Origin of the sequence: Pseudoclavibacter sp. Z016 (assembly GCF_002931215.1) — a bacterium.
Classification (GTDB): Bacteria; Actinomycetota; Actinomycetes; order Actinomycetales; family Microbacteriaceae; genus Pseudoclavibacter.
Genome location: NZ_PSTU01000011.1, coordinates 364,887 through 381,865 on the forward strand (window position 1 = coordinate 364,887; position 16,979 = coordinate 381,865).

Consider the following 16,979-nt stretch of genomic DNA (forward strand, 5'->3'; position numbering starts at 1 on the left):
ACTTCTTCACCAGCAACGCGAAGGAACACCAGCAATGACTTCAACACCAACAGCAGCACTCGCCGAGGCCGGCGTCAGCATCTGGCTCGACGACCTCTCCCGCTCCAGCCTCGAGTCGGGCGCCCTCGAGCGCCTCATCGCCGAGCGGGGCATCGTCGGCGTGACCACGAACCCGACGATCTTCGCCGGCGCGCTCAGCAAGGGCGAGGCATACGACGCGCAGGTCGCCGAGCTCCAGGTCCGCGGTGCCAGCGTCGACGAGGCGATCTTCGACATCACGACCGACGATGTGCGCTCGGCCTGCGACCTCTTCCTGCCGATCTACGAGGCGAGCAACGGACTCGACGGGCGCGTCTCGATCGAGGTCTCCCCCGAGCTCGCTCGCGACACCGACGCGACCATCGACGAGGCCAAGCGACTCTGGGCCACGGTCGACCGCAAGAACGCCATGATCAAGATCCCGGCCACCGTCGAGGGCCTCCCCGCGATCACCGAGGTCATCGCCTCGGGCATCAGCGTCAACGTCACCCTCATCTTCAGCCTGAGCCGGTACCGGGAGGTCGTCAACGCGTACCTCTCCGGGCTCGAGCAGGCGCGTGAGCGTGGACACGACCTGTCGACGATCCGTTCCGTCGCCTCCTTCTTCGTGTCGCGTGTCGACGCCGAGATCGACAAGCGTCTCGTCGCGATCGGCACCGACGACGCGATCGCGCTCAAGAGCCTCGCGGCTCTTGCGAACGCTCGCCTCGCCTACGCGGCCTTCGAGGAGGAATTCTCGAGCGAGCGCGCGAAGCTCCTGCTCGAGGAAGGTGCGCACAAGCAGCGCCCGCTCTGGGCCTCCACCGGTGTCAAGGACCCCGCGCTGCCCGACACCCTCTACGTCACGGAGCTCGTCGCGGCCGACACCGTCAACACCATGCCGGAGAAGACCCTCGAGGCTGTCGCCGACCACGGCGTCATCACCGGTGACACCGTCGCCGGCACCGCGCACGCCGCGAACACGACGCTGGACGCGCTCGAGGCGATCGGCGTGAGCTACGTCGAGGTGACCGAGCAGCTCGAGACCGAGGGCGTCGACAAGTTCATCGTCTCCTGGCAGGAGCTCAAGGCAACCGTCGACTCGCAGCTCCAGGCTGCAGCGGCGAAGGCGTAGGTCCGGGCCGTGGGCATCAAGGTCAGCACCTCGGGCGCGGCCTCCGCTGCCGCCGCCGAGAAGGTCGGCGCCCTCGTCGGCGATCACTTCGCCTCCCGCCTGTTCGCGCAGGACGCGACCCTGTGGGGAGCCGCTGCTGAGGCCGAATCCGCGATTCGACTCGGCTGGACTCGCGCGCACGAGGTCTCCCGCGACCTCGTGGAGGGCATCCTGGCTCTCAAGGCCGAGTTCGCGGATGCCGGCGTGACGCGGTTCGTGCTCTGCGGAATGGGCGGATCGTCGCTCGCTCCGGAGGTCATCACGCGCACCGCCGGCGTCGAGCTCGTGGTCCTCGATTCGACCGACCCGGCTCAGGTCCGGGCCGCCGTCGAGGAGAGCCTCGAGAAGACGGCCATCATCGTCTCCTCGAAGTCCGGCTCGACGGTCGAGACCGACTCGCAGCGCCGGACGTTCGCCCACGCCTTCGAGGCGGCGGGCATCGACCCGGCCAGCCGCATCGTGATCGTGACCGACCCGGGCTCGCCCATGGAGGCCGCCTCGCGTGAGGCCGGCTACCGGGTGTTCCTGGCCGACCCTCACGTCGGTGGCCGCTTCTCGGCACTCACCGCGTTCGGCCTGGTCCCCTCCGGGCTCGCGGGCGTCGACATCGCCGGCCTCCTGGACGACGCAGGCGTCGCGGCAACCGTCGTCTCGGTCGACGACGAGAACAACCCCGCGCTCGTCCTCGGCGCGGCGATCGCCGCCAAGCGATTCCTCGGCGTCCTCGACGACGGCACGTCCATCGTCGGCTTCGGCGACTGGGTCGAGCAGCTCATCGCCGAGTCGACGGGGAAAGACGACCTCGGGATCCTCCCCGTGGTCCTCACCTCCCGCGCTCCGGAAGTCGCCGCGCGCCCCGCTGACCTGCAGCTCGTTCGGGTCGTCGGCGACGCCGAGGCGACCCCGGCTGGCGGCGACGACATCGCCGTCTCCGGCACCCTCGGCGGCCAGTTCGTCCTGTGGGAGACGGCAGTCGCCGTCGCGGGAGCCGTCATCGGCATCAACCCGTACGACCAGCCCGATGTCGAATCGGCCAAGGTCGCAGCACGCGGTCTGCTCGAGGCGACACCGGAGCCGACTCCGGCGGCCTTCGCGGTCGACGGCGTCGAGGTGCGCGGCACCCAGTCCGTCGTCGAGGGGCAGAGCACGCTGAGCGGCGCCATCGACGCCCTCGTGGAGCTCATCCCGTCGGACGGCTACCTGTCGGTTCAGGCCTACGTCGACCGGAACCGCTTCGGGGCACTCGAGGCGCTCCGGGACGAGCTCGCGCAGCGTTCAGGCCGCCCCGTGACCTTTGGCTGGGGCCCTCGCTTCCTGCACTCCACCGGCCAGTTCCACAAGGGCGGCCCGAAGGTCGGGGCGTTCCTCCAGATCACCTCGGCTGAGCCGCAGGACCTGGAGATCCCAGAGCGCCCCTTCACCTTCGGGACGCTCATCTCCGCGCAGGCTGCCGGCGACGCCTCCGTGCTCGAGTCGCACTCGCAGCCAGTCCTGCGTATCGACCTCGGACAAGGCGGACACGGGCTCGACGCGCTCCTCGGAGCCATCTCGCGCTGATCGATCATCGGGGCGGGGATGCGAGACCCCTCGCGTCCCCGCCCCGTCTCCGGGTCTCCCCGGAGAACAGAACACTCGTGCCTACACAAAAAAGGAGGCGACGCTGTGACGCCAGTCGACATCAGCGCTGACAACAACCCCCTCAGGTCCATCGACGACGGGCGACTCCGCCGCATCGCAGGACCGTCGAGCCTCGTCATCTTCGGAGTAACGGGCGACCTGTCCCGCAAGAAGCTCCTGCCAGCGGTCTACGACCTGGCCAACCGCGGACTCCTCTCCCCCTCGTTCGGACTCGTCGGCTTCGCGCGCCGGCCCTGGTCGGACGACGAGTTCCGTGCGTTCGTCAAGGAGAACGTCGAGCAGCACGCGAGGACCCCGTTCAACGAGGAGGTCTGGACGCAGCTCGCGAAGGGCATGCGCTTCGTCTCGGGTGAGTTCGACAACGATGAGTCCTTCGACTCGCTGAAGTCAGTGCTCGACGAGCTCGACGAGGACCAGGGCACGCGAGGCAACCACGCCTTCTACCTGTCGATCCCGCCGCGATCCTTCCCCGAGGTCACGACCCAGCTGCGACGCTCGGGACTCGCGGATGAGCGAGAGGATTCCTGGCGCCGAGTCATCATCGAGAAGCCGTTCGGGCACGATCTCGCGTCGGCTCGCGAGCTGAACAGCATCGTCGAGTCGGTCTTCTCGAGCGACGCCATCTTCCGCATCGACCACTACCTCGGCAAGGAGACGGTGCAGAACATCCTCGCGCTGCGCTTCGCGAACTCGATGTTCGAGCCGCTCTGGAACGCCAACACGGTCGATCACGTGCAGATCACCATGGCGGAGGACATCGGCGTGTCCGGTCGCGCCGGATACTACGACGGAGTGGGCGCCGCACGCGACGTCATCCAGAACCACCTCCTGCAGCTGCTCGCGCTCACCGCGATGGAAGAGCCGCTCTCCTTCAACGCCAAGGACCTCCGCCAGGAGAAGGAGAAGGCGCTCGCAGCGGTCCGGCTCCCCCGCGACCTGTCGCTCGCCTCCGCCCGAGGCCAGTACGGCTCCGGATGGCAGGGTGGCGAGTTCGTGCGTGGCTTCCTCGAGGAAGACGGCATGAACCCGCAGTCGACCACGGAGACCTACGCCGCCCTTCGCGTGGAACTCGACTCCCGCCGCTGGGCCGGGGTGCCGTTCTACCTTCGGACGGGCAAGCGCCTTGGCCGCCGCGTGACGGAGATCGCCGTCACCTTCAAGCAGGGTCCGCTGTACCTGTTCGAGGAGGCGCAGCGGACGTCGCTCGGGCCGAATGCCCTCGTGATCCGCGTGCAGCCGGACGAAGGCGTCACCATCCGCTTCGGCTCGAAGATTCCAGGGTCCGGCATGCACGTCCGCGATGTGACCATGGACTTCGGGTACGGCCACGCGTTCACCGAGTCGAGCCCGGAAGCCTACGAGCGACTCATCCTCGACGTGCTGCTCGGCGACCCGCCCCTCTTCCCGCGCCACGAGGAGGTCGAGCTCTCCTGGAAGATCCTCGACCCCGTCGAGGAGTACTGGGCGACGCAGGGACAACCCGAACTCTACAAACCCGGCAGCTGGGGTCCGGCCTCGGCCACGGCCCTCCTCGCCCGCGATGGCCGCACCTGGAGGCGCCCGTGATCATCGAACTCGGCAACACCACGACCTCAGCCGTCTCGAAGCGGCTCGTGTCGATGCGAGAAGAAGGCGGAGCAGTCGCGCTCGGGCGCGTGCTCACGCTCGTCATCTCGACCGGCGAGCGGCGAGGCGAGGCCGCGATCGCCGCAGCCAACTCCGCCTCAGGCGAGCACCCCATGCGCGTCATCGTCATCCACGTCGTCGACCGCACCGCGAAGACCTCCAACATGGACGCGGAGATCCGAGTCGGCGGAGACGCCGGGGCGAGTGAGGTCATCGTGCTGCACGTCTCCGGACCCGCGGCGGACGATCCCGAGACCCTGGTGCAGGCACTGCTTCTGCCGGACGCCCCGGTGGTCGCCTGGTGGCCCGACTCCGCGCTCGGCGCCCCGAGCGCCTCGTCGCTCGGTCGCATCGCCCAGCTGCGCATCGTCGACTCCGGCAGCGCCAGCAACGGCGGTGAGACCGTCACGAAGCTCGCAGAGGGCTTCTGCGACGGCGACAGCGACCTCGCGTGGACCAGGCTCACCAGCTGGCGCGCGCAGATCGCCGCGGTGCTCGACCAGCCCCCGTACGAGCCCATCCAGGAAGTCGAGGTCATCGGGCGTCCCTCGCACACGTCGACCCTCCTGATGGCGGCCTGGCTGCAGCTGGCGCTGCAGGTTCCGGTCCGGCTCGCCCAGGCGACGGAGCGAGAGCTCGGCCGAGCTCAGCTCCGTGCGATCAAGCTCACCCGCCCGAGCGGCGTGGTCACGTTCGAGCGGGTCAGTGACTCCGCCGTCGTGCTCACGCAGCCGGGTCAGCCGGAGCAGAAGATCCCGATGCCCGTGAGGGACCTCCCGGATGTCCTTGCAGAGGAGCTCCGCTCGCTCGGTCCCGACCGCGTCTTCGGCGAGGTGCTCGCCGAGGCCGCCGAGACGGAAGCCCGGGAGCTCGCGGTTGCAGAGACCGCTTCCACGACGGACGAATCGGCGGAGAACGAGGGAGTGCAGGCATGACACAGGCCGCTCGAAGCAGGCACGTCGAGCCCTCCGTCTCGGCGGTTGCCGAGCACACGGCGCAGCGCTTCGCGCGGCTGCTGGGTTCCACGACGGCGGAGCTCCACATCGCCGTGAGCGGCGGCTCCGTCGCGACGAAAGTGCTCCCCGCTTTCGTCGCCGCGGTGGAGCGCGCGGGCCTCGACTGGTCGCGCGTGCACGTCTGGTTCGCCGACGAGCGATTCGTTCCGACGGGCCACGACGAGCGGAACGTCGTCGCGGTCGCCGAGGCGCTGAAGGGTGCGGCCGGCTTCGAGCAGGCACGCCTGCACGCGACGCTCGCGAGCGACAGCGGAGAGTCCCTCGAGGATGCCGCCGCAGCCTACGAGGCTGAGCTGCGTGCACTCGTCCCGCCGGCCGACGGGGTCCCCGGCGGCATCCCGTCGCTCGACCTCGTGCTGCTCGGTGCTGGCGGAGACGGACACACCGCGTCGCTCTTCCCCGGAACGGAGGGACTCGAGGAGACCTCGGCGCTTGTCGACAGTATCCGTGACTCGCCGAAGCCGCCTCCCGAGCGGGTGACGCTCACCCTCCCGGCCATCCGCGAATCCGCGCGTGTCTGGGCCGTGGTCACCGGTGCCGAGAAGGCAGACGCCGTTCGCCTCGCCGCCACCGAGGGAGTCACCGCGAAGGAATCACCACTCGGCGCCGCGACCGGTCGCCTCGAGACGCTGCTGCTGCTTGATGCCGCAGCCGCAGAGGCACTCGGCTAGGCGCCAGTTCGGCGCACGAACAACGGCCCCGGTCGAGAGGAGACTCTCGGACGGGGCCGTTGTTCGTTGCTCAGCCGTGTGAAGCTGCGGTGCTCAGGACTTCGAAGTCGTCTTGCCGCGACGCTCGCGCAGCTTCGACAGGGCTTCCTCGAGGAGGCGTTCCGCTTCCTCGGCCGTGCGTCGTTCCTTGACGTACGCCAGGTGCGTCTTGTACGGCGCGACCTTTACGGCTGCCGGCGGGTTCTCCCGGTCACGTCCGGCAGGAAGGCCGGAGATCGGGCAGTCGATGAGATCGGGGATGTCGTCCTCCGCGATCTCCGCGGAGTAGTGCCTGACGGTCTCGTTGCCGTGCGCGTCCCAGTACGAGATCGACACGCGCGCAGCGTGCACCCCGTGATCTGTCTCCCCCATAGGACCGGCACCGACACGCGATCCCCTGATCGCAGATCCCCCCTGGGCCATTAGCTCACCACAACCGTTTGAATGCGGGTGATGATGCCCATAGCGACGATAGCGAGCAGCCAGATGACCGCGAGGGTCACCGTGATGCGGTTCAGGTTCTTCTCCGCGACGCCGGAAGCGCCCAGATTGGAGCCCATGCCGCCACCGAACATGTCGGAGAGTCCGCCGCCTCGTCCGCGGTGCAACAGAATGAACAGGATCAGCAGGACGCTGGTGATGGCCAGCACGACCTGCAGGATGACGAGGAGAATATCCACGGAATCCCTCTCAGATGAACGGACTCGGACGTGGCCTGAGTGAACAGGCCACGTCCGAGTATAGATGGTTCGCGTTTGCGACTAGGAACCGACGTGCTGACGGAACCGCGCGATGGCGCTGAACTCGTCGACCTTGAGGCTCGCGCCGCCGATGAGTGCGCCGTCGACGTCGGGCTCGCGCATGAAGCCGGCGATGTTGTCGGACTTGACCGAGCCGCCGTAGAGGATGCGCGTGGCTGACGCCACGGACTCGCCCAGGAGCTCTTCGAGCGCGACGCGAAGAGCGTTCGCGACGGTCTGCGCCTGCTCGGGCGTTGCCGCCTGGCCGGAACCGATCGCCCAGACCGGCTCGTAGGCGACGACGAGGTCAGGTGTTCCCTCGACGCCCTCCAACGCTGCCTTGAGCTGAGCCACGGGAACGGCACTCGCGCCGAACTTCTCGAGGTCCTCGGACGTCTCGCCGACGCACAGGACTGGCACGAGACCGTGCTTGATCGCCGCCTTGACCTTGCTGCCGACGACCTCATCGGTCTCCGCGTGCAGGGTGCGTCGCTCGGAGTGACCGATGATGACGTACTTGCAGGCGAGAGCGCTCAGGAAAGCTCCCGAGATCTCCCCCGTGTAGGCACCGGAGTCGTGCGCCGAGACATCCTGTGCACCGTAGCTGAGCGACAGCTTGTCGGCGTCCACGAGCGTCTGGACGCTTCGGAGGTCGGTGTAGGGCGGGAAGACAGCGACCTCGACGTCGTCGAAGTCGTGCTTCGCGTCCTTCAGCGCCCAAGCGAGCTTCTGCGTGAACGCGATGGCCTGGAGGTGGTCCAGGTTCATCTTCCAGTTGCCCGCCATGAGCGGGGTGCGAGTCGTTACCATCCGAGAACCTGCAATCCGGGCAGCTGCTTGCCTTCGAGGAACTCGAGGCTCGCACCACCACCAGTAGAGATGTGGCCAAATTCGTCATCAGCGAAGCCGAGCGTGCGCACGGCTGCCGCGGAGTCACCGCCGCCAACGACCGAGAGGCCGTCGACCTTGGTGAGTGCCTCAGCGACGGTGCGAGTGCCTTCCGCGAATGCGGGGAACTCGAACACGCCCATGGGGCCGTTCCAGAACACGGTGCTCGACTCGCGGATGGCCGCGGCGAATGCCGTGGCCGTCTCCGGGCCGATGTCGAGCCCGATTCCGTCTGCGCCGAATGCGCTGCCCTCGATGCCATCGGCGGGGACGACCTCGTGATCGGCATCCGCCGAGAACGAGGCGGCGACCACGATGTCCGTCGGGAGGACGATCGAGACGCCACGCTCCTGGGCGTCCGCCAGATACCGACGGACAGTGTCGAGCTGGTCGACCTCGAGCAGGGAGGCGCCGACCTTGTGTCCCCGAGCGGCGAGGAACGTGAAGAGCATTCCCCCGCCGATCAGGATCGAGTCGACCCTCGGCAGGAGGTGCTCGATGACGCCGAGCTTGTCGGACACCTTCGAGCCGCCGAGCACGACCGCGTAGGGGCGCTCGACCGCGGAAGTGAGCCGCTCGAGGACCTCGAGCTCGTTCGCCACGAGGAGTCCCGCGGCACTCGGCACGATCTGTGGGAGGTCGTAGACGGAAGCCTGCTTGCGATGCACGACCCCGAAGCCATCGGAGACGAATGCGTCCGCGAAGTTCGCGAGCTGCTCTGCGAAGGCGCGGCGCTCAGCGTCGTCCTTGCTCGTCTCCCCCGGGTTGAAACGCAGATTCTCGAGGACGACGAGCTGGCCGTTCTCGAGCCCGGCAACACGGCGTTCTGCATCCTCGCCGACGGTGTCGGCTGCAAGCGGGGCATCGATCTCGAGCAGCTCGCCGAGCCTGGCAGCTGCCGGCGCGAGCGAGTACTGCGGTTCTGGTGCCCCCTTGGGCCGACCAAGGTGCGAGATCACGATGACCTGCGCACCCTGGTCGAGGAGGAGGCGGAGCGTACCGAGGGAGGCGCGAATCCGACCATCGTCGGTGATCACGCCCTCCTTGAGCGGCACGTTCAGGTCGCAGCGAACGATGACCTTCTTTCCCGTGAGGGAGCCAAGGGTCTCGATTGTGCGAAGCGCCATGTTGGCGTTCCTTCCTCTTTTGCCGAAGTGGTTAGAGCTTGCTTGCGACGTACTCGGTCAGGTCGACGAGACGGACCGTGTAGCCCCACTCGTTGTCGTACCAGGACGACAGCTTCACCTGGTTGCCGATGACCTTCGTGAGCGGTGCGTCGAAGATCGAGGAGTGGTTCTCCCCGACGATGTCGCGCGACACGATGTCTTCCTCGTTGTACATGAGGAGGCCCTTGAACTCGCCTTCAGCAGCTTCCTTGTACGCGGCGTTGACCTCTTCGACGGTCACAGGCGTCTTGGAGACGACGGTGAGGTCGGTGATCGAGCCGGTCTCGGTGGGGACGCGCAGAGCGAAGCCGTCGAGCTTGCCCGCCAGCTCGGGGATGACGAGGCCGATGGCCTTCGCCGCACCCGTCGAGGTGGGGATGATGCTGAGCGCTGCTGCGCGCGCACGGCGGAGGTCCTTGTGGGGGCCGTCCTGCAGGTTCTGGTCGGACGTGTAGGCGTGAACCGTGGTCATGAGACCCGACTCGATGCCGAACTTGTCGTTGAAGACCTTCACGAGCGGCGCGAGGCAGTTCGTGGTGCAGGATGCGTTCGAGATGACGTCGTCATTCTCGGGGTCGTACTCGGTGTGGTTGACGCCGAAGACGAAGGTCGGTGCCGGTCCGGAGGCCGGTGCCGAGAGGATGACCTTCTTGGCGCCTGCGCTGATGTGCGCACGAGCCTTGTCGGGGTCCGTGAAGTGACCCGTGCTCTCGATGACGATCTCGACACCGAGCTCGGCCCACGGCAGGTTCGCGGGGTCGCGCTCTGCGGTCGCCGTGATCTTCTTGCCGTCGACGTAGATGGCGTCTTCGTCGAACGAGATGTCGTTCTTCAGCTTGCCACCCGTGGAGTCGTACTTGAGGAGGTGTGCAAGCGTCTTGTTGTCGGTGAGGTCGTTGATTGCAACGAGCTCGAGGTTGTTGTCATCCTGCAGCAGTGCGCGTGCGTAGCTGCGTCCGATGCGTCCGAAACCGTTGATGGCGATTTTCGTCACGTGATGCTCCTTTTTCCTGTTGTTTCTCCGATTTGACAGGACTGTGTGGCCTTGGAGGGCCGGGTGCACCATCGCACCGAGTTCGGGGGAACGGTCTGCTCGGCGAGCCCGTTCAACATCGTCAGCCTAGTCCCATGGGCGTGCGCCCAGGTGACCAAATGGGGTGAGCTGTTCGGCGTGGGGATCAGAGCTCGTCGAGGACGGGCAGATTGGACTCCGTGCCCGGGATGCCACGGTCAGAGGCCTGCTTGTCGGCGAGAGCCAGCAGGCGACGGATGCGGCCAGCGACCGCGTCCTTCGTCATGGGCGGGTCCGCGTAGCGGCCGAGCTCGTCGAGTGAGGCTTCCCGGTGCGCGAGGCGAAGCTGCCCGGCGTACTTGAGGTGGTCGGGCGCACCCTCTCCGAGGATCTCGAGCGCACGCTCGACGCGGGTGCAGGCCGTGACAGCGGCCTGGGCGGAACGACGCAGGTTCGCGTCGTCGAAGTTGACGAGACGGTTGGCGGTGGCGCGGGTCTCACGACGCTGGCGGAGGCTCTCCCAGCTCTCCACGGTCGCGTGGGCACCGATGACGGTGAGCATCGCGCTGATGGCGTCGCCGTCTCGGATGACGACACGGTGCACGCCGCGGACCTCGCGGGCCTTGGAGGATACCCCGAGGCGTCCGGCCGCTCCGACGAGGGCCATCGCGGTCTCCGAGTTCGGCGTGATGATGTCGAGCGACGCGGACCGGCCCGGGTCGGTCAGTGAGCCAGCGGCGAGGAACGCGCCACGCCAGACGGCGGTGAGGTCGTCCTGGCTGCCCGTCGTCAGACGGTTCGGGAGACCGCGGACGGTTCGCCGGCGCGCATCCATGAGGCCAGTCTGGCGGGCGAGCGTCTCGCCGTTCTCGAGCACGCGGAGGAGGTAGCTCTCCCCCGGGCGGGCCCCAGAGCCGGCGACGATGGAGATCTTCGCCCGGACGCCGTAGAGCTCGAGGAGCTCGCGGCCCAGACGACGCGCGAGCATCTCCGAATCGAGCTGAGCCTCGACCGCGATGCGTCCGGAGATCAATTGCAGACCGCCCGCGAAGCGCAGGAGCGACGCGACCTCGGCAGCACGAGCTTGGGTTGTGGCCGCGCGAGTGCGCAGAAGCTCGTGCTTGACATCGGCGGTGAGCGTCACCGGGGTACCTCCAGGGATCAGAGTGAGTGGGCGCGACGAATCGTCGTCGCGAGTGCGAGATGGAACGAGCGTCACTCGCGACCGAGGTCGCGGTGCCGGACGCTGATGATCGTGTCATCGCGTTCGCGGAGCAGGCTCGCGATGCGCTCGGTCATGGCGACCGAGCGGTGCTTGCCGCCGGTGCATCCGACGGCGAGCGTCACGTGCCGCTTGTTCTCCCGCTCGTAGCCCCGCAGGACGGGGTCAAGCATCTCAATGTAGTGGGTCAGGAACTCGTCCGCACCTTCTTGGTCGAAGACGTAGTCGGAGACCCGCTTGTCGCGACCGTTGAACGCGCGCAGTTCCGGCTCCCAGAACGGGTTCGGGAGGAAGCGCATGTCGACGACAAGATCTGCGTCTGTCGGGATGCCGTACTTGAAGCCGAAGCTCTGGACGGTCACGGCGACCTTGTTCTGGTCGGCTTCGCCGAATCGCTTCACGATGCGGGTCACGAGCTGGTGGCCGTTCAGCTCCGAGGTGTCGATGACGATGTCGCTCGCCTCGCGGATGTCCTGCAGGCGGCTGCGCTCTCGAGCGATTCCGTCGAGGATCGTCCCGTTGCCCTGCAGCGGGTGCGGGCGCCGCACTGCCTCGAACCGCCGGACGAGGGTGCCGTCTGTCGCATCGAGGAAGAGCACGTCGACCTCGTGCGTCTCGCGAAGTCCGCCGACGAGAGCCGTGAACTCCTCGAGCAGGTGACCGCCGCGCACATCGACCGAGACGGCGAGCTTCGGGAGGGAGTCCCGAGCCTTGCCGGCAACCTCGATGAGGGGCCGGATCATCTGCGGGGGAAGGTTGTCGACCACGAACCAGTCGAGGTCTTCGAACGCCTTGCAAGCTGTCGATCGCCCTGCACCGGACATGCCCGTGACGATCATGATGTGCTGGCGTCCTTCGCCGTCGATCTCCGCCGAACTCATGCGCAGGTCACCTCCCATGGACTAAAACACCAGCCTACATAGCCCGAGCGTGCGTCTCTCACGCTTCTGTCGATTGATCGAGTGCGAACCGCTCCGAAATCGCACTGGCCGTCGCCTCGCCGATGCCCTGCACGGTCGTGAGCTCCTCGACGGTCGCCGCGCGCAGCCGCTTGACGGAGCCGAACTTCTTGAGCAGTGCGGCGACCCGGGTCGGCCCGAGGCCGGGGATGTCCGCGAGCACCGTGCCGATGTCTGCCTTGCGCTTCGAGCGCTGGTGGCGGATCGCGAACCTGTGCGCCTCGTCGCGGAGTCGCTGCACCAGGAACAGCGCCTCAGAGCCGCGCGGGAGGATGACCGGGAAGTCGTCGTCTGGCAGCCACAGCTCTTCGAGGCGCTTGGCGATGCCGACGACGGCGATGCCGCGAACCCCCGACTCCTCGAGGGCCCGCTGCGCGGCGTTGACCTGCGGGACGCCGCCGTCGATGAGCAGGAGCTGAGGCCGGTAGGCGAACTTGGCTCGAGTGGACTCCTGGGCGGCCGCCTTCACGGGGCCCGCGGAGAGGGCAGTGTCTTCCACGATCTCGGCGGGACTGGCGTCGTCGCGGAGGTAGGCCAGTCGGCGCGTGAGCACCTGGTGGATGGAATCGGTGTCGTCGGTCGACGAGGCGATGTTGAAGCGACGGTAGTGCGACTTGCGTGCGAGTCCGTCCTCGAAGACCACCATGGAGCCGACGATGCCGGTGCCCTGGAGGTGGGAGATGTCGTAGCACTCGATTCGCAGGGGGGCCTCGCCGAGACCGAGCGCGTTCTGCAGCTCGGTCAGCGCGTCGGATCTCGCGACGTAGTCGCTGCTGCGCTTGAGCTTGTACTGCGCGAGTGCTCCCATGGCGTTAATCGTCGCGGTCTTGAGCAGTTCCGATTTCGGGCCCCGCACCGCGGTGCGCAGCTTGACTCTGGCCTGCCGTGTGGACTCGAGCCACTCGGAGAGCGCGTCCGCGTCTTCTGGCAGAGCCGGCACGATGATCTCGCCTGGCGGGAAGAGCCCATCCTTGCCGTACACGCGCTGCATCGTCTGGTCGATGATCGTGCCGATGTCGGTGTCGAGTTCCTTGTCGAGCACCCAGTTGCGGACTCCGCGAATGCGTCCGCCCCGCACGGTGAACTGCTGCACGGAGGCGCTCAGCTCATCCTCGGCGATGCCGAACAGGTCGAGGTCGACGTTGTCGGGCAGCACGACGGCGCTCTTCTCGAGCACGTTCTCGAGCGCGCCGATTCGGTCACGGAGCTTCGCCGCGTCCTCGAACCTCATCTCGGTGGCCGCGAGCTTCATCTCGTCCTGCAGGGTCGTCAGGAGGCTGCGGTCGTAGCTCTCCATGAAGCGGACGAACTCGTTGACGATGACACGGTGCTCGTCGATCGTGACGCGTCCGCTGCAGGGTCCCCCGCAGCGGCCGATCTGCCCGGGGAAGCAGGGTCGGCCGCTCTGCATGGCTCGCTTGTAGTTCGAGTCGTTGCAGGTGCGGATCGGGAAGGCCTTGACCATGAGGTCGATGGTCTCGTTCACCGCCCAGACCTTGGGATACGGCCCGAAGTAGCGCGCCCCGCGGATGCGGGGGTTCCGGGTCACGAGCACGCGGGGCGCTTCGTCGCCGAGCGTCACCGCCATGAACGGGTAGCTCTTGTCGTCCTTGAACTTCACGTTGAAGGGCGGCGAGAACTCCTGGATCCAGGTGTACTCGAGCTGCAGGGCCTCGGTCTCCGTGCGGACGACGGTCCACTCGACGCGGGTCGCCGTCGTCACCATGTGCCGTGTTCGCTCGTGCAGGCGCTCGAGCGGCGCGAAGTAGTTGCTGAGCCGCGCGCGGAGGTTTTTCGCCTTCCCGACGTAGAGCACGCGGTCGTCGTCCCCGAGGAATCTGTAGACCCCGGGGCTCGTGGGGATGTCGCCCGTCGCGGGGCGATATGGCAGGACGTTCGCCATCAGCGCGCAGCTGCCTCCCGCTCGAAGATCTCCTTCAGGTACTGGCCCGTGTGGCTGTCGGAGATACCGGCGATCTTCTCCGGGGTTCCGACGCCGACGACGGTTCCTCCGCCGGAGCCGCCTTCTGGGCCCATGTCGATCAGCCAGTCCGCGGACTTGATGACATCCAGGTTGTGCTCGATGACGATGACGGTGTTGCCCTTGTCGACGAGGCCGCCGAGGACCTTGAGCAGCTTGCGGACGTCTTCGAAGTGGAGGCCCGTGGTCGGCTCGTCGAGCACGTAGACGCTGCGCCCGTTGGAGCGGCGCTGCAGCTCGGTCGCGAGCTTCACTCGCTGCGCCTCACCACCGGAGAGCGTCGTGGCGGACTGCCCGAGCCGCACGTAGCCGAGGCCGACCTCCACGAGGGTCGAGAGGTAGCGGTGGATGGCCGTGATGGGCTCGAAGAAGTCAGCCGCCTCCGAGATGGGCATCTGCAGGACCTCTGCGATGTTCTTGCCCTTGTAGTGCACGCTGAGCGTCTCCCGGTTGTAGCGGGACCCGCCGCACACCTCGCAGAGGACGTACACGTCGGGGAGGAAGTTCATCTCGATCTTGAGCGTGCCGTCGCCAGAGCAGGCCTCGCACCTGCCGCCCTTGACGTTGAAGCTGAAGCGGCCGGGGAGGTAGCCGCGCGCCTTGGCCTCGCTCGTCTCGGCGAAGAGGGTGCGGATGCGGTCGAAGACGCCCGTGTAGGTCGCGGGGTTCGATCGCGGGGTGCGGCCGATCGGGTTCTGGTCGACGTGGATGACCTTGTCGAGCTGGTCGACCCCGGTGATGCGCGTGTGCTTGCCCGCGACGGCGCGTGCGCCGTTGAGCTTGGCGGCGAGGACGCGGTAGAGGATGTCGTTCACGAGGGACGACTTGCCGGAGCCGCTGACGCCAGTGACTGCGGTGAGGATGCCGAGCGGGAAGCTCACCTGGACGTTCTTGAGGTTGTTGGCCCTGGCACCCACGACCGTCAGCTCGCGCTTCTTGTCGTACTTGCGACGCTTCTTGGGCGTGGTGATGCCCATGCGTCCCGAGAGGTAGTCGCCGGTGATCGATCTGGTGTTCTTCTCGAGGTCGGCGACGGATCCGCTGTGGACGACCTCTCCCCCGTGCTCGCCTGCGCCTGGCCCGATGTCGACGATCCAGTCCGAGGTGCGGATGGTGTCTTCGTCGTGCTCGACCACGATGAGCGTGTTGCCGAGGTCTCGCAGCTTCACGAGCGTCTCGATGAGCCTGCGGTTGTCTCGCTGGTGGAGCCCGATCGAGGGCTCGTCCAGCACGTAGAGCACTCCGGTGAGCCCGGATCCGATCTGCGTCGCGAGTCGGATGCGCTGCGCCTCGCCGCCGGACAGCGTGCCAGCCGCGCGTGCGAGGTCGAGGTAGCTGAGGCCGACCTCGATGAGGAAGTCGAGCCGAGCCCGGATCTCGCGCAGCACCTGCGCGGCGATCTTCGCCTCGCGGTCGGTGAGCTCGACGGTGTTCATGAAGTCGAGGCAGTCGGCGAGGCTGAGCGTCGTCGCGTCGGCGATCGAGCGACCGTGCACCTTGACGGCGAGCACTTCCGGGCGCAGACGCGCGCCGTTGCAGGCCGAGCAGGGGATCTCGCGCAGGTACTGGGCCCAGCGTGCCCGCGTCGCGTCGGTCTCGGCCTCGGCGTACTGCCGCTCGATGTACGGCATGACGCCCTCGAAGCCGGAGCTGTAGGTCATCTGGCGGCCGAAGCGGTTGCGGTACTTGACCCTGACCTCGTATTCGCGCCCCTCGAGGATGGCCTCGCGCACCTCTTCCGGGAGCTTCTTCCACGGCGTCGTGAGCTTGAACTCGATCTGCTCGGACAGGCCGAGCAGCAGCCGCTCGTAGTACTGGTAGAGGCTCTTGCCCTGCGAGCTCCACGGCAGGATGACCCCGTCGGCGATCGAGGCGAGCGGGTCTCCGATCAGGAGCTCACGGTCGACGGACATGCGCGTGCCGAGGCCGTCGCAGGTCTGGCAGGCGCCGAACGGGGCGTTGAACGAGAACGTCCTCGGCTCGATCTCCGTGAGCGCGATAGGGTGGTTGTTGGGGCAGGAGAGCTGCTCGGAGAAGGTGGTCCAGGCGTCGTCTCCCTCCGCATCCACGAAGTTGATCTGCACAAGACCATCGGCGAGGCGCAGGGCGGTCTCGAGCGAGTCGGTGAGTCGACCGAGCACGTCCTCGGCCGCGACCAGACGGTCGACGATGACCGAGATGTCGTGCTTGAACGACTTCTTGAGCTTCGGCGGTTCGGTGAGCTGGACGCGCTCCCCGTCGACCATCGCCCGAGCGTAGCCCTGTCCGGACAGCGACTGGAAGAGGTCGACGAACTCGCCCTTCTTCTGCTGCACGACGGGCGCGAGCACCTGGTACCTCGTGCCCTCCTCGAGCTCCATGAGGTGGTCGGCGATCTGCTGGACCGTCTGTCGCTGGATGACCTCGCCGCAGACGGGGCAATGGGGGACGCCGATGCGTGCCCAGAGCAGTCGCAGGTAGTCGTAGATCTCGGTGATCGTGCCGACGGTGGACCGCGGATTGCGGTTGGTCGACTTCTGGTCGATGGAGACCGCAGGGCTCAGGCCCTCGATGAAGTCGACGTCCGGCCGGTCGACCTGACCGAGGAACTGGCGCGCGTACGCGGAAAGGGACTCGACGTAGCGTCGCTGTCCCTCGGCGAAGATCGTGTCGAAGGCGAGCGAGGACTTGCCCGAACCGGAGAGGCCCGTGAACACGACAAGGCTGTTGCGCGGGATCTCGAGGTCGACGTTCTTGAGGTTGTGCACGCGTGCGCCTTGAACGCGCAGCTGCGAAGTGGGAGGAAGGACGGCCATAGCTCTTTCGGGTTCTCTCTTCGTGTGGATGCTC

General features: G+C 67.3%; 14 protein-coding genes. 5 read left to right on the top strand and 9 right to left on the bottom strand.

The features are described 5' to 3' along the window. The first annotated feature begins 34 nt into the window (after positions 1-34). The 5 genes from tal to pgl all read left to right on the top strand — a co-directional run bounded on the left by tal (position 35) and on the right by pgl (position 6,143). Positions 35-1,153, top strand: coding sequence for a transaldolase (gene tal / locus C5B99_RS07875; protein WP_104241212.1), 1,119 nt, complete (start codon positions 35-37; stop codon positions 1,151-1,153). A 9-nt stretch (positions 1,154-1,162) separates the two neighbouring features. Next, on the top strand, positions 1,163-2,749 hold the full coding sequence (locus tag C5B99_RS07880; protein WP_104241213.1) for a glucose-6-phosphate isomerase: 1,587 nt from the start codon (positions 1,163-1,165) through the stop codon (positions 2,747-2,749). 105 nt (positions 2,750-2,854) lie between these two features. Further along, positions 2,855-4,396: a glucose-6-phosphate dehydrogenase gene (zwf, locus tag C5B99_RS07885; RefSeq protein ID WP_236558410.1), complete on the top strand. Its 1,542-nt coding sequence runs from the start codon at positions 2,855-2,857 to the stop codon at positions 4,394-4,396. Beyond that, complete coding sequence (locus tag C5B99_RS07890) at positions 4,393-5,391, top strand: glucose-6-phosphate dehydrogenase assembly protein OpcA (RefSeq protein ID WP_104241215.1); 999 nt, start codon at positions 4,393-4,395, stop codon at positions 5,389-5,391. Before zwf ends, C5B99_RS07890 begins: the two co-directional genes overlap by 4 nt. Continuing rightward, positions 5,388-6,143, top strand: coding sequence for a 6-phosphogluconolactonase (gene pgl, locus C5B99_RS07895; RefSeq protein ID WP_104241216.1), 756 nt, complete (start codon positions 5,388-5,390; stop codon positions 6,141-6,143). Before C5B99_RS07890 ends, pgl begins: the two co-directional genes overlap by 4 nt. Before the next feature lie 93 nt (positions 6,144-6,236). Here the strand turns inward: pgl and C5B99_RS07900 are convergent, their stop codons facing one another. The 9 genes from C5B99_RS07900 to uvrA all read right to left on the bottom strand — a co-directional run bounded on the left by C5B99_RS07900 (position 6,237) and on the right by uvrA (position 16,945). After that, complete coding sequence (locus C5B99_RS07900) at positions 6,237-6,605, bottom strand: RNA polymerase-binding protein RbpA (protein WP_104241217.1); 369 nt, start codon at positions 6,603-6,605, stop codon at positions 6,237-6,239. After that, complete coding sequence (secG, locus tag C5B99_RS07905; protein ID WP_104241218.1) at positions 6,605-6,862, bottom strand: preprotein translocase subunit SecG; 258 nt, start codon at positions 6,860-6,862, stop codon at positions 6,605-6,607. The genes C5B99_RS07900 and secG overlap by 1 nt, the downstream gene beginning before the upstream one ends. Before the next feature lie 81 nt (positions 6,863-6,943). Continuing rightward, positions 6,944-7,732 (bottom strand): triose-phosphate isomerase, encoded by a 789-nt coding sequence (gene tpiA / locus C5B99_RS07910; protein WP_104241219.1) that lies wholly within the window; start codon positions 7,730-7,732, stop codon positions 6,944-6,946. After that, complete coding sequence (locus tag C5B99_RS07915; RefSeq protein ID WP_104241220.1) at positions 7,726-8,937, bottom strand: phosphoglycerate kinase; 1,212 nt, start codon at positions 8,935-8,937, stop codon at positions 7,726-7,728. The genes tpiA and C5B99_RS07915 overlap by 7 nt, the downstream gene beginning before the upstream one ends. Positions 8,938-8,968: 31 nt before the next feature. Next, positions 8,969-9,970, bottom strand: coding sequence for a type I glyceraldehyde-3-phosphate dehydrogenase (gene gap, locus C5B99_RS07920; protein ID WP_236558411.1), 1,002 nt, complete (start codon positions 9,968-9,970; stop codon positions 8,969-8,971). A gap of 184 nt (positions 9,971-10,154) precedes the next feature. Next, complete coding sequence (whiA, locus tag C5B99_RS07925) at positions 10,155-11,132, bottom strand: DNA-binding protein WhiA (RefSeq protein ID WP_068481866.1); 978 nt, start codon at positions 11,130-11,132, stop codon at positions 10,155-10,157. A gap of 71 nt (positions 11,133-11,203) precedes the next feature. Beyond that, positions 11,204-12,091: an RNase adapter RapZ gene (rapZ, locus tag C5B99_RS07930; protein ID WP_104242040.1), complete on the bottom strand. Its 888-nt coding sequence runs from the start codon at positions 12,089-12,091 to the stop codon at positions 11,204-11,206. A gap of 58 nt (positions 12,092-12,149) precedes the next feature. After that, complete coding sequence (uvrC, locus tag C5B99_RS07935; RefSeq protein ID WP_104241222.1) at positions 12,150-14,072, bottom strand: excinuclease ABC subunit UvrC; 1,923 nt, start codon at positions 14,070-14,072, stop codon at positions 12,150-12,152. Further along, entirely contained in the window at positions 14,072-16,945 is a 2,874-nt protein-coding gene (gene uvrA, locus C5B99_RS07940; protein ID WP_104241223.1) for an excinuclease ABC subunit UvrA, read from the bottom strand. Before uvrA ends, uvrC begins: the two co-directional genes overlap by 1 nt. Between the last annotated feature and the right edge of the window lie 34 nt (positions 16,946-16,979).

Bases quoted from the DNA above. Each gene is read 5' to 3' on its own strand.
- tal (WP_104241212.1), top strand. From the start codon at position 35: ATGACTTCAACACCAACAGCAGCACTCGCCGAGGCCGGCGTCAGCATC.
- pgl (WP_104241216.1), top strand. From the start codon at position 5,388: ATGACACAGGCCGCTCGAAGCAGGCACGTCGAGCCCTCCGTCTCGGCG.
- C5B99_RS07900 (WP_104241217.1), bottom strand. From the start codon at position 6,605: ATGGCCCAGGGGGGATCTGCGATCAGGGGATCGCGTGTCGGTGCCGGT.
- tpiA (WP_104241219.1), bottom strand. From the start codon at position 7,732: ATGGTAACGACTCGCACCCCGCTCATGGCGGGCAACTGGAAGATGAAC.
- C5B99_RS07915 (WP_104241220.1), bottom strand. From the start codon at position 8,937: ATGGCGCTTCGCACAATCGAGACCCTTGGCTCCCTCACGGGAAAGAAG.
- rapZ (WP_104242040.1), bottom strand. From the start codon at position 12,091: ATGAGTTCGGCGGAGATCGACGGCGAAGGACGCCAGCACATCATGATC.
- uvrC (WP_104241222.1), bottom strand. From the start codon at position 14,072: ATGGCGAACGTCCTGCCATATCGCCCCGCGACGGGCGACATCCCCACG.
- uvrA (WP_104241223.1), bottom strand. From the start codon at position 16,945: ATGGCCGTCCTTCCTCCCACTTCGCAGCTGCGCGTTCAAGGCGCACGC.